Origin of the sequence: Bradyrhizobium sp. IC4059 (genome assembly GCF_020193615.1) — a bacterium.
GTDB lineage: Bacteria > Pseudomonadota > Alphaproteobacteria > Rhizobiales > Xanthobacteraceae > Bradyrhizobium > Bradyrhizobium yuanmingense.
The window spans coordinates 654,317-669,621 of the sequence record NZ_JADYVH010000003.1; the positions used below are offsets into that span (position 1 = coordinate 654,317).

General features: G+C 63.1%; 25 protein-coding genes and 2 pseudogenes. 12 read left to right on the top strand and 15 right to left on the bottom strand.

From position 1 onward, the window contains the following. Positions 1-115: 115 nt before the first annotated feature. Positions 116-376: a hypothetical protein gene (locus tag I6F12_RS13330; protein WP_036007657.1), complete on the bottom strand. Its 261-nt coding sequence runs from the start codon at positions 374-376 to the stop codon at positions 116-118. 262 nt (positions 377-638) lie between these two features. Here I6F12_RS13330 and rocF point away from each other — a divergent pair, with 262 nt between their 5' ends. Next, the gene (gene rocF / locus I6F12_RS13335; protein ID WP_225156524.1) at positions 639-1,616 is read left to right on the top strand and encodes an arginase; all 978 of its coding nucleotides are present in this window, start codon (positions 639-641) and stop codon (positions 1,614-1,616) included. A gap of 72 nt (positions 1,617-1,688) precedes the next feature. Here the strand turns inward: rocF and I6F12_RS13340 are convergent, their stop codons facing one another. Continuing rightward, positions 1,689-2,105, bottom strand: a complete 417-nt coding sequence (locus tag I6F12_RS13340) for a hypothetical protein (RefSeq protein WP_036007763.1) — start codon at positions 2,103-2,105, stop codon at positions 1,689-1,691. A gap of 333 nt (positions 2,106-2,438) precedes the next feature. Here I6F12_RS13340 and I6F12_RS13345 point away from each other — a divergent pair, with 333 nt between their 5' ends. After that, positions 2,439-2,648 carry a hypothetical protein gene (locus I6F12_RS13345; RefSeq protein ID WP_225111972.1) on the top strand — a complete coding sequence of 70 codons (210 nt, stop codon included), beginning with the start codon at positions 2,439-2,441 and terminating at the stop codon, positions 2,646-2,648. A gap of 295 nt (positions 2,649-2,943) precedes the next feature. Then, positions 2,944-3,222: a hypothetical protein gene (locus I6F12_RS13350; RefSeq protein WP_225156525.1), complete on the top strand. Its 279-nt coding sequence runs from the start codon at positions 2,944-2,946 to the stop codon at positions 3,220-3,222. A 94-nt stretch (positions 3,223-3,316) separates the two neighbouring features. Here I6F12_RS13350 and I6F12_RS13355 read toward each other — a convergent pair whose 3' ends face one another. The 6 genes from I6F12_RS13355 to I6F12_RS13380 all read right to left on the bottom strand — a co-directional run bounded on the left by I6F12_RS13355 (position 3,317) and on the right by I6F12_RS13380 (position 7,867). Continuing rightward, positions 3,317-4,531, bottom strand: coding sequence for a mandelate racemase/muconate lactonizing enzyme family protein (locus I6F12_RS13355; protein ID WP_225156526.1), 1,215 nt, complete (start codon positions 4,529-4,531; stop codon positions 3,317-3,319). Positions 4,532-4,669: 138 nt separating this feature from the next. Continuing rightward, the gene (locus I6F12_RS13360) at positions 4,670-5,956 is read right to left on the bottom strand and encodes a divalent metal cation transporter (RefSeq protein WP_036007761.1); all 1,287 of its coding nucleotides are present in this window, start codon (positions 5,954-5,956) and stop codon (positions 4,670-4,672) included. Positions 5,957-6,107: 151 nt separating this feature from the next. After that, positions 6,108-6,293, bottom strand: a complete 186-nt coding sequence (locus I6F12_RS13365; RefSeq protein ID WP_057028642.1) for a hypothetical protein — start codon at positions 6,291-6,293, stop codon at positions 6,108-6,110. A 220-nt stretch (positions 6,294-6,513) separates the two neighbouring features. Beyond that, complete coding sequence (locus tag I6F12_RS13370) at positions 6,514-7,140, bottom strand: hypothetical protein (RefSeq protein WP_036028865.1); 627 nt, start codon at positions 7,138-7,140, stop codon at positions 6,514-6,516. A 50-nt stretch (positions 7,141-7,190) separates the two neighbouring features. Further along, positions 7,191-7,511 (bottom strand): hypothetical protein, encoded by a 321-nt coding sequence (locus I6F12_RS13375; protein WP_109145701.1) that lies wholly within the window; start codon positions 7,509-7,511, stop codon positions 7,191-7,193. A gap of 158 nt (positions 7,512-7,669) precedes the next feature. Continuing rightward, positions 7,670-7,867: a hypothetical protein gene (locus tag I6F12_RS13380; protein ID WP_225111970.1), complete on the bottom strand. Its 198-nt coding sequence runs from the start codon at positions 7,865-7,867 to the stop codon at positions 7,670-7,672. 130 nt (positions 7,868-7,997) lie between these two features. Here I6F12_RS13380 and I6F12_RS13385 point away from each other — a divergent pair, with 130 nt between their 5' ends. The 5 genes from I6F12_RS13385 (at position 7,998) to I6F12_RS13405 (ending at position 10,045) form a co-directional block, all read left to right on the top strand. Continuing rightward, a complete protein-coding gene (locus I6F12_RS13385) occupies positions 7,998-8,225 on the top strand; it encodes a hypothetical protein (RefSeq protein WP_024343260.1) in 228 nt (75 codons plus the stop codon). Positions 8,226-8,412: 187 nt separating this feature from the next. Further along, positions 8,413-8,604, top strand: coding sequence for an SANT/Myb domain-containing protein (locus I6F12_RS13390; protein ID WP_225156527.1), 192 nt, complete (start codon positions 8,413-8,415; stop codon positions 8,602-8,604). A gap of 332 nt (positions 8,605-8,936) precedes the next feature. Then, positions 8,937-9,128 carry a CsbD family protein gene (locus tag I6F12_RS13395; RefSeq protein WP_225111968.1) on the top strand — a complete coding sequence of 64 codons (192 nt, stop codon included), beginning with the start codon at positions 8,937-8,939 and terminating at the stop codon, positions 9,126-9,128. 274 nt (positions 9,129-9,402) lie between these two features. Further along, on the top strand, positions 9,403-9,651 hold the full coding sequence (locus I6F12_RS13400; RefSeq protein ID WP_057028647.1) for a hypothetical protein: 249 nt from the start codon (positions 9,403-9,405) through the stop codon (positions 9,649-9,651). 124 nt (positions 9,652-9,775) lie between these two features. Further along, a complete protein-coding gene (locus tag I6F12_RS13405) occupies positions 9,776-10,045 on the top strand; it encodes a hypothetical protein (protein WP_036043973.1) in 270 nt (89 codons plus the stop codon). Here the strand turns inward: I6F12_RS13405 and I6F12_RS13410 are convergent. Beyond that, entirely contained in the window at positions 10,039-10,263 is a 225-nt protein-coding gene (locus I6F12_RS13410) for a hypothetical protein (RefSeq protein WP_036043971.1), read from the bottom strand. The genes I6F12_RS13405 and I6F12_RS13410 overlap by 7 nt on opposite strands. Further along, a complete protein-coding gene (locus I6F12_RS13415; RefSeq protein ID WP_036007627.1) occupies positions 10,260-10,460 on the bottom strand; it encodes a hypothetical protein in 201 nt (66 codons plus the stop codon). The genes I6F12_RS13410 and I6F12_RS13415 overlap by 4 nt, the downstream gene beginning before the upstream one ends. Positions 10,461-10,790: 330 nt before the next feature. Here I6F12_RS13415 and I6F12_RS13420 point away from each other — a divergent pair, with 330 nt between their 5' ends. Next, positions 10,791-10,964, top strand: a complete 174-nt coding sequence (locus tag I6F12_RS13420) for a hypothetical protein (RefSeq protein ID WP_225156528.1) — start codon at positions 10,791-10,793, stop codon at positions 10,962-10,964. On the opposite strand, the gene I6F12_RS13425 is transcribed toward I6F12_RS13420, so the two are convergent. Next, positions 10,942-11,118, bottom strand: a complete 177-nt coding sequence (locus I6F12_RS13425; RefSeq protein WP_225156530.1) for a hypothetical protein — start codon at positions 11,116-11,118, stop codon at positions 10,942-10,944. The genes I6F12_RS13420 and I6F12_RS13425 overlap by 23 nt on opposite strands. Positions 11,119-11,304: 186 nt before the next feature. On the opposite strand from I6F12_RS13425, the gene I6F12_RS13430 reads away from it, so the two are divergent. Continuing rightward, positions 11,305-11,814 carry a DUF417 family protein gene (locus I6F12_RS13430; RefSeq protein WP_225156531.1) on the top strand — a complete coding sequence of 170 codons (510 nt, stop codon included), beginning with the start codon at positions 11,305-11,307 and terminating at the stop codon, positions 11,812-11,814. 26 nt (positions 11,815-11,840) lie between these two features. On the opposite strand, the gene I6F12_RS13435 is transcribed toward I6F12_RS13430, so the two are convergent. The 4 genes and pseudogenes from I6F12_RS13435 to ligD all read right to left on the bottom strand — a co-directional run bounded on the left by I6F12_RS13435 (position 11,841) and on the right by ligD (position 14,146). Continuing rightward, a complete protein-coding gene (locus I6F12_RS13435; protein WP_225156533.1) occupies positions 11,841-12,500 on the bottom strand; it encodes an SOS response-associated peptidase in 660 nt (219 codons plus the stop codon). A 15-nt stretch (positions 12,501-12,515) separates the two neighbouring features. Then, on the bottom strand, positions 12,516-12,929 hold the full coding sequence (locus tag I6F12_RS13440; protein ID WP_225156534.1) for a hypothetical protein: 414 nt from the start codon (positions 12,927-12,929) through the stop codon (positions 12,516-12,518). 108 nt (positions 12,930-13,037) lie between these two features. After that, positions 13,038-13,199 (bottom strand): hypothetical protein, encoded by a 162-nt coding sequence (locus I6F12_RS13445; RefSeq protein ID WP_225156535.1) that lies wholly within the window; start codon positions 13,197-13,199, stop codon positions 13,038-13,040. Between the two features lie 28 nt (positions 13,200-13,227). Then, positions 13,228-14,146 (bottom strand): annotated as a pseudogene (gene ligD, locus I6F12_RS13450) (non-homologous end-joining DNA ligase). 136 nt (positions 14,147-14,282) lie between these two features. Between ligD and I6F12_RS13455 the strand changes: the two are divergent. Together I6F12_RS13455 and I6F12_RS13460 are read left to right on the top strand one after the other, a co-directional pair. Further along, positions 14,283-14,471 carry a DUF3606 domain-containing protein gene (locus I6F12_RS13455; RefSeq protein ID WP_225156536.1) on the top strand — a complete coding sequence of 63 codons (189 nt, stop codon included), beginning with the start codon at positions 14,283-14,285 and terminating at the stop codon, positions 14,469-14,471. 425 nt (positions 14,472-14,896) lie between these two features. Next, positions 14,897-15,250: pseudogene (locus I6F12_RS13460) on the top strand (hypothetical protein); the annotation flags it as partial. Positions 15,251-15,305 lie beyond the last annotated feature (55 nt).

Consider the following 15,305-nt stretch of genomic DNA (forward strand, 5'->3'; position numbering starts at 1 on the left):
TTGGTAAAAGTAGCACTCCGCTTGGCTCTGACGTAGATCGGCTCCGAGGCCGGACCGCAGCGCCGAGCCAGGCCTGACGCAGGACGGTTTCACCCAGAGGGCGATCGCAGAACAGCTACCGCCGGCGCGCCACCGCGACGCCAAACAGGAAGGCGACGAACAGGCTGGCAAGCGGTGCTTCGCGCGTGATCGCGGAAACCGTCGCGAGTGCCCCGCCGGGCTTGCGCGATTCCTCGACTGCGGAGGTGAGGCGATCGACCGCTGCGTGCAGGCCTCCGGCGACTTCACCAATGGTGCGGGAGACGTCCGCGGCAGTATCGATGGCACGCTCGGCCATGCCGGGCTGGGACGAGGATTGCGGTATCTCCGTGCTCAAGGACGCGACCTCCTGGCGTGATGATCGAAGCCGGCACCTTTGGCTATCCGCGCGAGCGCTCGTTTTGAACAGCGGGTCTTGGTGACCTTTGGCTATCCGCGACAGGCGCCGTGATTGACGGCGGGTGCCGGCCTTGGATGGGCAATTCAGCGCAGGGAATTTTGTTCCGGATGATATGCCGGCGGCTTGCGCGCTCCCCGGGAAACGACGGGTGCGAATCTCTGTTAGGCTGGGTGAACCTTGCTGACGTCAGGAGGCAGCCGTGACCGACCGGACCATGACGGATCGACCCCGGCGCATCGCCTTGCTCGGCGCTCCCATCGACATGGGGGCTTCGCAGCGCGGCACCTTGATGGGGCCCGCGGCGCTGCGCACCGCCGGCCTTGCCACATTGCTGGAAAGCCTTGATTTCGAGGTCGTCGATTATGGCGATCTGTCCATAGCCGACGTCCGGGACCTCACCGACAGGCCGCCCGAACAGGCCAATCATTACCGCGAGATCCAGCGCTGGACGCGCGTTCTGAGCCGCAGAGGCTACGAGATCGCGACATCAGGTGCGCTGCCGATCTTTCTCGGCGGCGATCACACGTTGTCGATGGGGTCGGTCAATGCCATGGCGCGGCATTGGCAGGAGCGCGGCCGCGAACTGTTCGTGCTCTGGCTCGACGCCCATGCCGACTACAACACGCCGGAGACGACGATCACCGCGAACATGCACGGCATGTCAGCCGCGTTCCTGTGCGGCGAGCCCGGGCTCGACGGCCTGCTCGGCGACGATCCACGCGCCCCGATCGGCCCGGACAAGCTCGATCTGTTCGGTGCGCGTTCGATCGACAAGCTCGAAAAGGAGCTGATGCGTTCGCGCCGGATCAGGGTCGTCGACATGCGCCAGATCGACGAGTTCGGCGTCGCCGTCCTGATCCGCCGTGTCATCGAACGGGTCAAGGCAAGCAATGGCGTGCTGCATGTCAGCTTCGACGTCGATTTCCTCGATCCTTCCGTGGCGCCGGGCGTCGGCACCACCGTGCCGGGTGGCGCCACCTATCGCGAGGCGCATCTGATCATGGAGCTGCTGCACGATTCCGGCGTCGTCGGATCGGTCGACATCGTCGAGCTCAATCCGTTCCTGGACGAACGCGGTCGGACCGCGCGCACGGCGGTCGAATTGATCGGCAGCCTGTTCGGTCAGCAGATCACCGACCGGCCGACGCCGAGCAATGCCATCGCACCAGGCGAGTGATGGCCGCTGGCCTGCAAGCGAAAGGCCGCGCCCATGTCGAGCGCGGCTCTCGTGGCGCCTGATCGGCTGCTCTCACCAATGGCGGTGGTGCCGATGCCAGTGGTGCCGAACGACCGGATAGGACCCACCGTAATAGGCGTAGGCGGGGCGCACGACGCGGCGATAGCGATAGCCGTAGGATACAGGCGCCGTGTAGTAAGTCGTGGTGTAGCCACCGCCCCATCGATAGGGTTCGTCGTATCCGTAGTCGTAGGCGTAGGGGCCGCCGTAGTAACCGGCACTGTAATAGCGGGGACCGCCATAGTAGCCATAGCCGGGTCCCCAGCCGTAGGCGGAGGAGGCAAGGCCACCGATGACGGCGCCTGCGACCAGGCCGCCGGCGATGCCAGGTCCCCAACCTCGCCAATGGGCTTCGGCGGGAGACGTTGCTGCGATCGAGCTCAGGCCCAGAGCGCCGGCCATCAGGGCTGACATTGCAATCTTCTTCATCAACATACCTCTCACATCACGTTGCCCTAGGGAATAACGGGAAGAATAAGCAATGGTTGCTGCTGGCCGGTGGCGAGAGCCAATGGGCGCTCGGCGTCGGGACGGCGTCACCGAGAATTCGGGCCTGGACTGCGACGCCTGCAGTTCCCATCAGTTCGACCAAATGCCTCCAAGAGGTTCGGGACTGCCCCGAGCGGCGCGCGGCGCGCCGAGAAAGAATCCGATCAAATCGCCCCTGAATCATTAAATGGTCGAACACCGGGAAAAACCGGAAACTTTGGAGCGTGTCCTTAAGTTGGGACGCCACGAGGTTCGGATTTCCGGAGAGCAGGCATGGACGACGACATGGTCTTGAAGAACGCCGCGGACACCGCCTGGACGGTGTACCGGGCGCGGCACCCCGAGGTCGCCGCGCAAGACACAAGGCGCTGTCTGCTGGAACGCCATCTGCAGAGGAGGTGGGAAGAGCACCCAAGCGATACCGAAGAGCTCGCCTCTTTCGGGATAGCCTATCTGCACCGCCTTCCCAGGGATGAATGTTGACGTGCATGAAGATGCTCGTTGTCCGCGTGGCCCGCACGAGCACGAGGCCGAGTTGGACCCTGCTTGCGATTTCATGTCTCATCTCGGCGACCATCGTGACGGTTTTGCGCGTCGTGTGCGAGGGATAGAGCTTGCGCCCCGAGCGCCCGAGCCGGGAACTCCACCCAGCAACCCCGTCGCCTCGCGCGAGGCCACGACCGGCGCGGCATCGCCCAAGGCTACGAGCTGCAACAGTAGGGGAACCGGAGGGGGCTCGACCGAATTAACCTGCGATAGGAAAATTTCGGACCCTTCGATGGCAAACGGTCGCTTCGCGTACTCCATGTCCAGAGCCCTGCGTCACCCCGGCGTGATGGCGTTGATCGTGGCGGGCGTGACGATTGCGGCCATGCTGATCGTCGACCACGGCCCGTGGAGCCGGGCCAAGACACAGCCGGCCCACGTCGCGATGTACGCGACCACGGGTGAAGCGGCACGGGCCGCTGGCGCCCTGGTGCTCCCGACCGATCCGAAATCGCGGATCGAGCCGCAGCGGCCGAAGACGTCTCCAACCGTCAATCCCGTGACGCCGTAAAGCGCGATGAATCGTCATCGCGCTTTAGGTTATCGTTTGAGCATGATCTTTTCGGAAAACCGCTAGACACTTTTCCGGATCATGCTTCAGCCTCTCAGCTCTTGCGGCCGTAGTTGAGGAGCCCGCCACTCGTCTTCGGCGGATGAGCCCGCAAGGCTTCCTCGTTCGGCTCGGTGCCCCAGCCGGGCCGGTTCGGGATGATGAGATGGCCGTTCTCGATCTCCGGCTCGTGCGTGAACAGCTCGCGATCCCAGGACAGACGATCGATGTCGATCTCCATGATGCGCAGGTTCGGCACCGCGGCGCAGAAATGCGCGTTCATCATCGAGCAGAGATGGCCGTAGAAATTGTGCGGGGCGACGTTGACCTCGAAGGCTTCGGCCGCCGCGGCGATCTTCATCGACTGCCAGACGCCGTTCCAGGGCGTGTCGATGATCGCGACATCCATGGCCTGCGCGTGGAAGTAGGGCAGGAATTCACGCAAGGAGAGCAGCGTCTCGCAGGATGAGATCGGGTGCGGGCTCTGCTTGCGGATATAGCCGAGCGCTTCCGGATTGAAGCTGTCGATCTCGACCCAGAACATGTCGAGGTCGGCGATGGTGCGCAGGATCTTCAAGTAGCCTTCGGTCTTGGCGTTGAAGTTGCAGTCGAGCAGGATGTCGACGTCGGGGCCGGCGCCGTCGCGGATCGCTTCCAGATGCATGTGCAGGTCGCGCAGGATCTTGCGGTCGACGTTGATCTCGGGCGCGAAGGGCGAGCCGAATCCGGGACGCCAGCCGGTCGGCTTGCCCTCGTCATAGGAAAAGATGTTGGTCTTGAGCGCGGTGAACTTCTTCTCGCGCACCTCGCGCCCCATCGCCTTGACGCCGTCGAGAGTTTCGATCGCCGGCTTGTACCAGGACGGGTGGTTGATGCGCCACGTGGCGCAATGCGACCAGTACACCCTGACGCGATCGCGGATCTTGCCGCCGAGCAGCTCATAGCACGGGACGCCGAGCGATTTCGCCTTGGCATCGAGCAGCGCATTCTCGATCGCCCCGAGCGCCTGCGCCACCACGCCACCGGCCGCAGGACGCGTCGCCGCGAACAATTCGGCAAAGATGCGCTCGTGCTGAAAGACGTTCTGCCCGATGATCCGCGCCGAGAGGCGCTGGATCGCGGCGCCGACGCCGGGCGAGCCAAAGCCTTCGTCGAATTCGCTCCAGCCGACGATGCCGTCCTCGGTCGTCAGCTTGACGAAATGATAGTTTCTCCAGCCGGCATCGCAGGCGAGGATCTCGAGGCTCGTTGCTTTTGAAGATTTGGTCATGTCGCTCCCTGTCGCCCGGCCGGGCTTTTCTTGTCGCCCGATCTTGAGCCGGGCCCGGACCGCATTGTTAAGCCAAGCGCGGGGCGGCGGGAAGATGCAGAGATGCGGCGCGGCAGCGCGTCCGAAGCAGGCCTTGCGTCAGCCGATCACCGACGAGCCGAGCAAAGCGAGAACGGCGAGCGCCATGACTGCGGTGCCGAGCCAGCCCAGCGCGATCAGCCAGGAGCGAGCCCTGAAGCGGCCCATGATGGTGCGGTTCGAGACGATCAGCATCATCATCGCCATGATGGGGACGGCGACGATGCCGTTGAGCACCGCGCTCCACACCAGCATGTTGATCGAGTCGATGCCGGTGAAGCCGAGGCCGAAGCCGATGAGGGTTGCCGCGGCGATGATGGTGTAGAAGCCGGCCGCCTCGTCCGGCTTGGCCTCCAGCGTGGCGCGCCAGCCGAAGATCTCGGCAACGCCATAGGCCGCCGAGCCCGCCAGCACGGGAATGGCGAGCAGGCCCGTGCCGATGATGCCGGTCGCGAACAGGGCGAAGGTGAAATCGCCGGCCAGCGGCCGCAGCGCTTCGGCCGCTTCCGTCGCCGAGCCGATATTCGTGATGCCGTTGGCGTGCAGGACCGATGCGGTGGTCAGGATGATGAAGAAGGCGATGCCGTTCGAGAGCAGCATGCCGGAGATGGTGTCCGTCTTGATGCGGTCGAGCTCGTGATCGCCGCCGCGCTTGAGCTGGCGAAGCGGCTTGTCGCGCTCGCCCTGGTTCATCTCCTCGACTTCCTGCGAGGCCTGCCAGAAGAACAGATAGGGGCTGATGGTGGTGCCGAGCACGGCGACCACCATCAGGAGATAATCGGCGCTGACATTCGGCTTCGGCCAGACTGCGGCGAGCAGCGCTGTGCTCCAGGGAATCTGCACCGTGAAGGCGGTCGCGACATAGGCGAACAGCGCCAGCGTGAGGAATTTCAGCACCGGCGAATAGCGGCGATAGGGCACGAACACCTGCAGCAGGGTCGAGCCGGCCGCGAAGATCAGCGCGTGCTCGTGGTTGAGGCCGCCGATGACGAGCGAGAGCGCCTCGGCCATCGCGGCGATGTCGGCGGCGATGTTGAACGTGTTCGCGGCGACCAGCATGGACACCAGCGCCAGCACCGCCCAGCGCGGCGCGACGCGCATGACGTTGGCGGCGAGCCCCTTGCCGGTGACGCGGCCGATCTGCGCGCTGACGAGCTGGATCGCGATCATGAACGGCGTGGTCAGAAACACGGTCCACAACAGACCGAAGCCGAATTGCGCGCCGGCCTGCGAATAGGTGGCGATGCCCGACGGGTCGTCGTCGGCAGCTCCGGTGATGAGGCCGGGCCCCAGCCGTTGCAACAGCGTCGGCGCGGATTTCGTCGGGGTGAGGGCGCTGTCGCTCATCAACGGGCTCGAACGGGTGCGGGACGTCGTCTTTAGCAAATGCGAATCGAATGCCATAAGTTCCCGCTGCCGAAGCGGGCGGCTGATTTCCGAAAATGCTAAGTCAAATTTGCTCCGTCGGGCAAAACAGGGCTATATTGCCATCATCGGCCTACCTGATGCTGACGAACATGCCCCAGGCGGCGGCCAGCGCCGCGCCGGTGAAGAGAACCACCGGGTTGTCGCAGAACGTGCCGCCGTAGCTGCACACGTCCGCGCCGAATTGGCCGAGCTCATGACGGCTCGCGGAATAGAACAGTCCCGACAGCACCAGCAATGCAGCGGCGACGTAATACATCGAAGGTCTCTCCGGCTTGCCCGTCCAGGCGACATGTCCCAGCATGAGGCGAAGAGATTTCACTTCGCCCAATCCGCTTTGCGGCATTTGAGATAAAGTTTGACCCGTCGGGCAAAACACCGGCAAGATGGCACAACCGACCGTGCCGGCGTGATGACCGGTCGTCGACATCAAAAAGGCCCCGCACCGCGGGGCCTTTGTCGTGTCAGAGCTTACCGCCCTATCGCCGCGAGCCTACGCCGTAGAGTTCGCGCTCGCGGACGACATCCTCCGGCGACAGCGGCGGGCTTGCGGCGTCGAAGTCGGTCCAGCCGGACTTCTGCCAGGCGGCGCTGCGCTCCTGAAGGTTGACCGATCGCTCGTGCAGAAGCGCATCGAGGCGCGCGCGGTCCTGGTCCGGCACCCTCGCGGACACCAGCGTGCCGCCGCGGCGGACGCCCTCGGCATAACGCGATGCGTCTTCCCTGGAGACGCCGGCCTCGGTCAGGGCGCCGATGATTCCGCCGGTGGCCGCGCCGGCAGCCGCGCCGGCCGCCGTCGAGGCGAGCCATCCGGCCGCGACCACCGGGCCGAGGCCGGGGATGGCGAGCAAGCCGAGACCTGCGAGCAGGCCGGCGGCGCCGCCGAGCCCAGCCCCGATGCCGGCACCCGTGCCGGCGCCTTCGGCGCGATCATCGGTGCCGTCGCGGTCACGATCGACCTTGCCGGAGCGTGAGCCGTACCAATTGTCCGAATTGTTGGCGACGAGGCTGATGTCGGAATGCGGCACGCCGGCGCTTTCGAGCCGGGTCACGGCCCGCTCGGCATCGGCGTAATTGTCGTACAGGCGAGAGATGGTCGTCGTCATGTCTGGATCTCCTTGCTCGCGGATGACTTGCGCGAATTACTTGGCGGAAATTACTTGGCGGGGTTGACGTTGCCCTGGAAGTCGACGCTGACGTCGGTCTTGGTGCCGGCCTTGTCGGCCTTGCCGCGCCAGACGCCGTTGTCGTCCTTCTGGAGGCCGGAGACGTTGGAATAGCCCGCGCCCTCGATCCGCGATTTCGCCTGTCCCTCGGTGAAGCTGTTGCGGCCCGCGACCGGCGCGTTGGAGTTGTTCTGGTCGGAGCTGTTCACGGCGTTGTTGCCCGGCCCGCTTTGCGCCGGCTGCGATTGGGCGCCCGCGGGCACCGAACCGAGCAGCACCAAGGTTGCGGCCAGCACTGTCATACGTTTCATGTTGTTGTCTCCTGCAAGTGATTGTGCGGGCGACAACAAGTGAGAGTCGGATTGGTTGCTATTGGTTTGGATGAGTTTGCTGCGGCTCTTCGGCCGCGGCTCTTTGGTCACGACGACGAGCGAGTTGCCGCCGCGGCCCGACATGCGTCCGCCACCTGCTACTTTGAAGATTGCACAGACTCGGCTTGGCCCTTGGTGGGCTCCCACGGCGCCGGAAGGATCACGCGGATGGGGCGGGCTTCAGCGGCGCTTTGAACCACGGGTGCGGCCTGTTCCTTGACGGGCTCGGCCAGCGCTACGCTCATCAATGCAACCAGCAGCGCCAGGGAAGTTGTCATCAGCCGCACGTCCAGCATCGAAGCCTCCTGTTTGCGTGCTAACGCAATCCCCCGGAGTTGGTTCGGGAGCGATGGCCGGGAACAAGTGGCAATTTGTCGGGTTTGTAGAACACACGCCTGGAGGACCGGGCTGCTGGAGGAGGACACGATGAACATCAAAGCGATCATTGCTGCCGCCGTGCTGACGTCGGTTGCGGCTCCCGCGTTTGCGCAATCGTTCTACGTTGTGCAGGACGTCAAGACGAAGAAGTGCACCATCACCGAGTCGAAGCCGACGACCACGGAAACGACCGTCGTCAGCGGCGACACCGTGTACAAGACCAGGTCTGAAGCCGAGGCCGGCATGAAGACCGTCAAGGTCTGCACCTCGAACTGATGCACTGAGAGCGAAAGTCTCACCCGAGCCTGCGCTCGAGACAAAGCCCGCGCGGAGCGATCCGCCGCGGGCTTAATTTCTGCAAAGTTCATTAGTGTCGGTCCGCCACGCGCGGCCAGATAGGAACTTGGTCCGTCCCGGCCGATTGTCGCCAGCGCTATAAACGACGGGTGAGCCAGCTCCAGCCATGCAATCACGCTATCCCTTGTTGAAGAGGTGGACGGCGGACGAGCATGAGCGGCTGAAAGCGCTGGCCGAAGCCGGACGCCGCCCCGACGAGATTGCCGCAGAGCTCAACCGGAGCGAAGCCGCCGTGCGGGTGCGGGCCTGGCAGCACGGCATTGCGCTGCGCACCGTCACGCAGAGGCGCGGCAAATAGCGCGTGCTGGGGGCGTGGACTCGTCAACACTCGGTCAGCGGGTCGGTGTCTGCTTCACGCTCAAGGCGGATTAGGACACCAAGCGAAAAACCCGGCGTGTGAGCGTCCGGGCCGATCGCAAGTAAGAATTACAAGTCCAATGCAGGAGCTAAACCAAACCTCAACGGCCCTGTCTGTCCACTTTTGCACACTCGCGGCGAGCAACAAGTACAAGCTGCGTAAACAGCTCATGGACATCGCAATCGACCGTTCTTCGTGTGGTGCGCGTCTCGCAGGAACGACAGCGCAGCGTTTTCGTTGTGCTCGTCTTCTAGACAAGGAGGATAACGATCATGGACCGTGAACACGTGAAGGGCGCCGCTGACAAGGCAAAAGGCGCGATCAAAGAGGGGGCTGGCAAGCTTAGCGGGGACAAGGACCTCGAAGCCGAAGGCAAGATGGATAAGGCCAAGGGATCCGCCCACAACGTCGCTGGAGATGTGAAGGACGCAGCGCGGGACGCCTCTGACGCCCTCAAGAAATAGCCAAAAAAGGAAAGTCTCAAACTGGCCGCCTCAGGGCGGCTTTTCCTTTTCCGCCAAGCCCAGGGCGATGACGAAACACGCCTGAAACAGTGCTGAAACCAGATCGTCCTGAACTCGGCGCCCGCCGGGGCCGACCAACAAAGCGAAACGGAGAGACAATCATGATCCAGATCGGTTCGAAGGAAGAAGTCGCGCTGCTGCTGGCGCTGTTCGGCAGCCACACTCAGCCGGCGCAGCGGCCGAAGCCGAAATCGCAGCAGAGGTGAGAGACGCCATGCCCGGTTTGGCCGAATGCCAGAGCCTGCTCCGGCTCCTGATCGCCAGGGGCGATCCCAAGGCCATCCCGCTTGCCAAGGGCGCCATCGACCAGTTTCTGAACACCGCACCGTTAAGCATGCGCGGGCGCGGCCTGCGCGTGCTCCAACGCGATGCGCTCGACCAGCACGATGCCGCGGTCGGGGTGCAGCGCTCGTTCGCCGAGACGGTGGACGCCTATATCGAGCGCAAGCTTGCGGAGGAGTGAGCCGGCGCGGCCCGATCGCGTGCCGCCCGGTGTTCCCGGAACCTGCTGATTCCCAAAGTGATTTTTTGCGGTTCTTTGCAACCTTCGCTCGCCCTCTGCGCTATAGGGGCAGAGGATTACGGTCATGACGCGATATTACTTTGACCTTCGCGACGACAAGGGAATTGCGCTGGACGAGGAGGGACTGGAATTGTCCAGTGCGCGTGCGGTTCAGGCCGAGGCCGCCAAGTCCGTTGCCGACCTTGCGCGCGATGCGATGCTCGGCGCGCCGCCCACCGGCGACCGGCAGGAAATGGCGATCGAGGTGCGCGATGCGAGCGGCCCGGTCATGCAGGTGAAGTTCAATTTCCAGATCGAAGATCTCAGGTCGCGCCCGCAGTCACGCGGTCATTGACGCGTCAGCGTCGGCCGGGACGGCTCGGGCAGGGGCGGGCAGAGCTGCTCGGAGTCCAGCACGGCGATCTTTCGGCCGAGCTGCCAGACCTCGACCTTGCCGAGCCGCGTGAACCGCTTCGCAAAATCGACCGCGGAGGAATCGGACGGGGCTTCGAACGCTTCGGCGGAGCGGAAGACGCCGTTCTCGCCGATGAGATAAGCGCGATATTGCATCATGTCGGCGCCCTCAGGCCGGGCGAGCGCAGCCAGGAATCGATCTGCATGGCGGTTTCGTCGCGGCGCGCCTGGCGCAGCAGCATGTCGCGGCGGGGGCCAGGGGCTAGCTTGCGCGCTTCCTCGCGGCAGCGCTCCGCTTCGTCCGCGAGTCTCTCGCGCAACGTGGTGGTCTGTTTGAATCGACGCCGCTTCTGCATGGGCGTGCTCCCTCATGAGAGTAGGGCGGGAGCGCAACTGGCGTTCTCATCACCGATCGATGCCACGGGCCTTGCGGTGATGAATTTACCTTACGCCTCCGGCACAGCGGAGTCACATCATTTGATATGTTGCGCGGATTAATTTTCGCGAGAAGCTTGAGCGTGTTGAGCGGCTTACTCAATTTGCGCCGCGCGAGTCCTAAAGTTCAATATTGAACAGAAGCGACCTCTGTTAGTTGATGTTGCATCACCGGCCAAGGCTTTGTCCGTAGGCGTCGGTGGCTGAGAGACCGAGCGCGCTCCCGCCTGCAAAGCAAGGGGAGCACCGCGATGACCGTCTATCGGCCGTTGCCAGCCGACCGTGAGCTGGCCGAATACATGCGCCAGATCGTGCGCGAATGCCGCGAGCTGCTGAAGCAGACGCCACCCGATACGTTTCTGGGACGCAGGACGCGCGAGCCTTTCCAGGTCGAGCCCGACGCTACGCCGAACGAGGAGCGTTGACCGTCAGCGCAATCGCGATGGTCGGCGAAAGGCCGGATTGCAGGGTGCGGGTTTGCGCAGCGTTGTCGCAGATGGCTTGTGCAATGGAGCGCTCGCGCATCAAGGCGAGGTGAAGCCGCTGGGCTTCGCGGAGGGCGGCATCGGCCCGCGCCAACAAAGGATCGTCCGTTGATCCATGCATGGCGAGGGAACGCGGTGGGTTGCCGGTTGTTCCTGACCGATGGTCCCCACGAAGTCGTGACTCCCGCGTTACGACGACGGGCGTAACGGGTCAGAGTCCCGCCCCGTATCAAGGGCAACCCGCGCGCTGACGCGGGGAGCACAGGGAAGACCACGTTCAATGAAAACAGAGTTCAACATCGCCGAAGCTGGCGGCGGATCCTATCGCCTTCTCGGCATACTGCGCTGGGTTATGGTGATCATCTTCGTCTCGTTCGGCATGCAGAAATTCACGCCGCAATCGGCGCAAGGCATCGCGCAGTTTATCGCGAACAGCCCGTTCATCTCCTGGCTCCAGGTGTTCGGCCCGCGCGGCGAGGCCTATGTGCTGGGGGTCACCGAATTCGCCATTGCCGCGCTTTTGATCGCCGGCGCCTTCAATCCGCTGCTCTCCGTGATCGGCGCCTTCATGGGGGTCGTCACCTTCGCTATCACTTTCTCCTTCTTTTTCACCACGCCCGGCGTGGTGCGATGGAGCCTCTCGACCGATCCGATGGCATGGAATCTCACGGGGGAGTTTCTGTTCAAGGACGTCGTGCTGCTCGCGGTGTGCGTGGTGCTGCTGCTGGCATCTCTCCGAGGACGTGGGAATGGGGCACGGGGTGAGGGCAGGTGGATGCTAAAACCCTGAGATGTCTCTATCCAATTGGTGCGCAATCAGGCGGCTCGGTCCTCTTTGTCGATGCCACGCGCTGCGATGATCAGATCAGAGTCCGCCAACGGCCGTTGCAACGCCTTGGCTTCGTCCCAAGGTGCTCGCAGCCACACGTCCCATTCCTCCGAGGTCGTCAGGATCACCGGCATGGCCTTGGGATGGATGGGTTCAACGACGGCATTCGGGGCGGTCGTGAGAAACCCGTAGACCTGGTGCGGTCCCGGAACGGGTTTAGATTTCGTGCCGCGGTCGCCATTGAACGTGGTCCAGATGCCGGCGAACGCATACAGGGGGCGTGCCTCCGCGAGCGCGAACCAAACGATATCTTTCTTCTTCGTCTCCGGATTCGGCTCCGGCGCGTACTCGGCAAAGCTATTGGCCGGCACAAGGCAGCGGTGCTCTGGCTTGAGCCAGGCTCGCCAATGCGGCGACGAGGTGTTGCGGATGTTGGTGACCGGCGGCCCGCCGGTGCGGGGCGGCGGCGGCATGCCCCAGCGCATCATTACTAGCTCGCGCTCACCGCCGGCGTCGCGAATGACGGGGGCGGGGTAGTCCGGAAAGACGCCGGGCATCGGCGGCAAGTTGCCTTCGTAGCGACGGACGATACGGAAGAGGTCGGCGATGGCCGCCTGATTGGTGGTGATCGAATAGAGATTGCACATGAGTGGGATTGTCTCTTATCGCTCGCCCGGCCACCACGTCGTAGGCGGTTGGCTGGCTGAAATCTTTGTTGGCCGCAGCGCCACAAGCTCGCTGCGCTTGTAGGGATGCCCTCGCACCTGCGAACAGTCCTTGCAGCGCATGTAGCGTTCAAGCTCGTGGATCGGAGTCGTTTTTGGTCGACGAATGATCTCGAGCGCTATCGTTTGGTTGGTATCGCAGCCATGACAGCGGACCTCAAGGTAAGGGTATCCTCCATTGATGGCGTCGCCGATGGTCGGCGAGGGCTGCGCCGGTCCCTTGTAACCGAGCATCCGGCTGTTCCACGCCACGCAGGCAAGCTTGTCAGCTTCCTTGCGCGCCTCCGCGGCGCGCTCGGCTGCCATCTTGATCTGAGTGCCGAAGAGATATTGGCGCGACTTCGTGGACATGCGGTCATCAAAGGCATGAGCCAACAGGGTTTGGCAAATTATCGATTCCTAGTAGGCGACGGAGCCGGCGAGCTACTGCCTCTCGTGGCTGTGGAAAAGCCGTGCCCATCAGTGCTGGGTCGGCTCCTCATCAATGGGCAGACCGTGCTGATGTTCGAGCACTTCGGCAATGTCGCGGCAATCAAATCGCTCCCCGCAGGTCGGACATGTCATGAAGTGCTCTTCTTCGGTTGCAGGCTCCCAACTTTCGGTCCTGAAATTGTACCTCATGAGTGCGGTCCTCCGTTCAAGATCTCAGTCACAGGTCCTCCCGCAGACCCTTGAAGAATGGATGTCGCACCTTTCCCTCAGCCGACTTGGCGCGGTACTCGATTTCTGCAAGCAGCTTTGGCTCGACCCAGATGCCCTTGTGCGCGATCCGCTTGGCGTAAGGCTGCGTCCTGCGCCGCAGCGGCTCCAGGCGCTTGCGCAGTTCGGCTGCTGATGTCTTGTCGAAACCGTGGTCGACCTTGCCGGCGTAGATGAGATCATCGCCCTTGCGGCGACCGAGATACACGCCGTCCATTTGCCTTCATCGAGCGCGAAGCCGGCGATGGTCAAGGTCTCACGCTGGGCGCAGGTCGTCTTGGCCCAGTTGTTATTCCGGCCAGAGTTGTAGACGCTGTCGCGGACCTTGGAGACCACGCCCTCAAGCCCGACCTTGCAGGCATGGGCGAACATCTGGCGGCCGTCCATCTCGAAACTTTCGCTGAACTGCACGTCGGTGCCGGCGACGACCTTCTTCAGCTCAGTCTTGCGCTGAACCAGCGGCAGGCTGCGGAGATCTCGTCCATTGAGATAGAGGAGGTCGAAGACCACGAGCACGATTTTCGACGACGTGCCCTTTAGCTCGTTCTGAAGCACCGAGAAATCGGGCCGTCGGCAGCGGGGACGACAATCTCTCCATCGATGACCGCGGAGCCTGCCTTGATGTGCCACGCGTCCTCGGCGACTTTCTTGAAGCGCCTGGTCCAATCGTGTCCGCGGCGGGTGTAGATGGTCACTGCCTCATTGGCCAAATGCACCTGGACGCGATAGCCGTCAAACTTGATTTCGTGAATCCACCGATCTCCGGAGGGCACCCTCGGGACGGAGGTTGCCAAGGCCGGTTCGATAAAGCCCGGGAAGGGCGCCTTGACGCCGATCGCCGATGCCCGTCGCTGACGCTGGGACGCCACTTGATAACTCCACGCAACAAACTCATTTGATTCGAATCCTTTTGCGGGGATTCGTTCCGGCCCCGCGGCGCGACCAAATTATGTACAAGGAACTAACTGAATCTCCATGCGTTCTCGCAAGGCATGGAGGTGCAATATGGCTAAAGCGAAGAAGCAGACCGGTCGCGGTCGCAAGCAGGATCGCGCGCGCGTGGCAGGCGGACAGGATTACGAGGTGCAGTACGAGGCGAAGAAGACCCGCCGCTCGGCCTCGGCGGTGAAGAAGGCGGTCAAGAAGGTGGGCAGCAGCCGGAAGAAGGTGGAGCGGAAGCTGAAGCGCAAGTGAGCTTCGCGTCGGGCTAGGTTTCGCAGAGTTATAAAAGTGGGCTCTCAGCGCTTTTGCCAATATCCGACGAGCGCACGCCACTCAAAGATCATGACGGTACCGCCAATCAGCGCGGTACCGACGACGGCCATGATCAGGATCATTTCCAGCATCGAATCACCTCGCGCTGTTGCGCGTTCGTGAGTACCAAAGTGAACACTTCTTTCCTACTTCTTCTTTTGTCTGAAGCCTCTCGCCTCTGAAGTTGAGCCCGTCTTTTCAACACCGCGCCGCAAGAATCTTCACTGTTCAGGAACTGGTCGAGATGCCCTGGATTGAGTCACGCCTGCTCGCCGCCGGGCTGGCGGAGCGGCCCCGGCCATAACCCCGAAGCCCCCCTGAAAGCCGGGGCCGTCTCTCCGCAGCGTTTGTTTCGGAGTAAGCGTATGCGTTCATCGCCCTCGATCGTCCCGACCGATCGCCTAGACCGGGATATCTATCTGGTGCTCGAAGACTTCGGCGCCCGTGCCGGCTGCGCCTGGCGGGAGACCGACGAGCAAGACACGGATCGCGGCACGATCATTAGGGACTTGCTCTCCGGGCAATACACCTATCCAGTACGGATTGTCGTCTTCAACGCCATCGAGGGGCATGCGCGAGACGCGACCAGCGAGATCGCGGATGAGTTGGCAGAGCATTTTGCAACAGACGCCGAGATCACGCCTGCATTACAAGCGTTCGTCGAGGCGAATGCCACGAGGCCTCTCGCGCTTCAGCTTGCTTTGCCGCTGCGCGGAGCAGATACGCGGTGGCAAAGCAAGAACTCACTTGCAAGACCCGAATGGCTTGACCCGT

Coding starts and splice junctions, on each gene's coding strand:
- I6F12_RS13345 (WP_225111972.1), top strand. CDS start 2,439: ATGGACGACGACATGGTCTTGAAGAACGCCGCGGACACCGCCTGGACG.
- I6F12_RS13375 (WP_109145701.1), bottom strand. CDS start 7,511: ATGAAACGTATGACAGTGCTGGCCGCAACCTTGGTGCTGCTCGGTTCG.
- I6F12_RS13420 (WP_225156528.1), top strand. CDS start 10,791: ATGACCGTCTATCGGCCGTTGCCAGCCGACCGTGAGCTGGCCGAATAC.
- I6F12_RS13400 (WP_057028647.1), top strand. CDS start 9,403: ATGCCCGGTTTGGCCGAATGCCAGAGCCTGCTCCGGCTCCTGATCGCC.
- I6F12_RS13340 (WP_036007763.1), bottom strand. CDS start 2,105: ATGAAGAAGATTGCAATGTCAGCCCTGATGGCCGGCGCTCTGGGCCTG.
- I6F12_RS13435 (WP_225156533.1), bottom strand. CDS start 12,500: ATGTGCAATCTCTATTCGATCACCACCAATCAGGCGGCCATCGCCGAC.
- I6F12_RS13415 (WP_036007627.1), bottom strand. CDS start 10,460: ATGCAGAAGCGGCGTCGATTCAAACAGACCACCACGTTGCGCGAGAGA.
- I6F12_RS13390 (WP_225156527.1), top strand. CDS start 8,413: ATGCAATCACGCTATCCCTTGTTGAAGAGGTGGACGGCGGACGAGCAT.
- I6F12_RS13440 (WP_225156534.1), bottom strand. CDS start 12,929: ATGTCCACGAAGTCGCGCCAATATCTCTTCGGCACTCAGATCAAGATG.
- I6F12_RS13410 (WP_036043971.1), bottom strand. CDS start 10,263: ATGATGCAATATCGCGCTTATCTCATCGGCGAGAACGGCGTCTTCCGC.
- I6F12_RS13365 (WP_057028642.1), bottom strand. CDS start 6,293: ATGTATTACGTCGCCGCTGCATTGCTGGTGCTGTCGGGACTGTTCTAT.
- I6F12_RS13445 (WP_225156535.1), bottom strand. CDS start 13,199: ATGAGGTACAATTTCAGGACCGAAAGTTGGGAGCCTGCAACCGAAGAA.
- I6F12_RS13370 (WP_036028865.1), bottom strand. CDS start 7,140: ATGACGACGACCATCTCTCGCCTGTACGACAATTACGCCGATGCCGAG.
- I6F12_RS13385 (WP_024343260.1), top strand. CDS start 7,998: ATGAACATCAAAGCGATCATTGCTGCCGCCGTGCTGACGTCGGTTGCG.
- I6F12_RS13380 (WP_225111970.1), bottom strand. CDS start 7,867: ATGCTGGACGTGCGGCTGATGACAACTTCCCTGGCGCTGCTGGTTGCA.
- I6F12_RS13360 (WP_036007761.1), bottom strand. CDS start 5,956: ATGAGCGACAGCGCCCTCACCCCGACGAAATCCGCGCCGACGCTGTTG.
- I6F12_RS13430 (WP_225156531.1), top strand. CDS start 11,305: ATGAAAACAGAGTTCAACATCGCCGAAGCTGGCGGCGGATCCTATCGC.
- I6F12_RS13350 (WP_225156525.1), top strand. CDS start 2,944: ATGGCAAACGGTCGCTTCGCGTACTCCATGTCCAGAGCCCTGCGTCAC.
- I6F12_RS13395 (WP_225111968.1), top strand. CDS start 8,937: ATGGACCGTGAACACGTGAAGGGCGCCGCTGACAAGGCAAAAGGCGCG.
- I6F12_RS13455 (WP_225156536.1), top strand. CDS start 14,283: ATGGCTAAAGCGAAGAAGCAGACCGGTCGCGGTCGCAAGCAGGATCGC.
- I6F12_RS13405 (WP_036043973.1), top strand. CDS start 9,776: ATGACGCGATATTACTTTGACCTTCGCGACGACAAGGGAATTGCGCTG.
- I6F12_RS13355 (WP_225156526.1), bottom strand. CDS start 4,531: ATGACCAAATCTTCAAAAGCAACGAGCCTCGAGATCCTCGCCTGCGAT.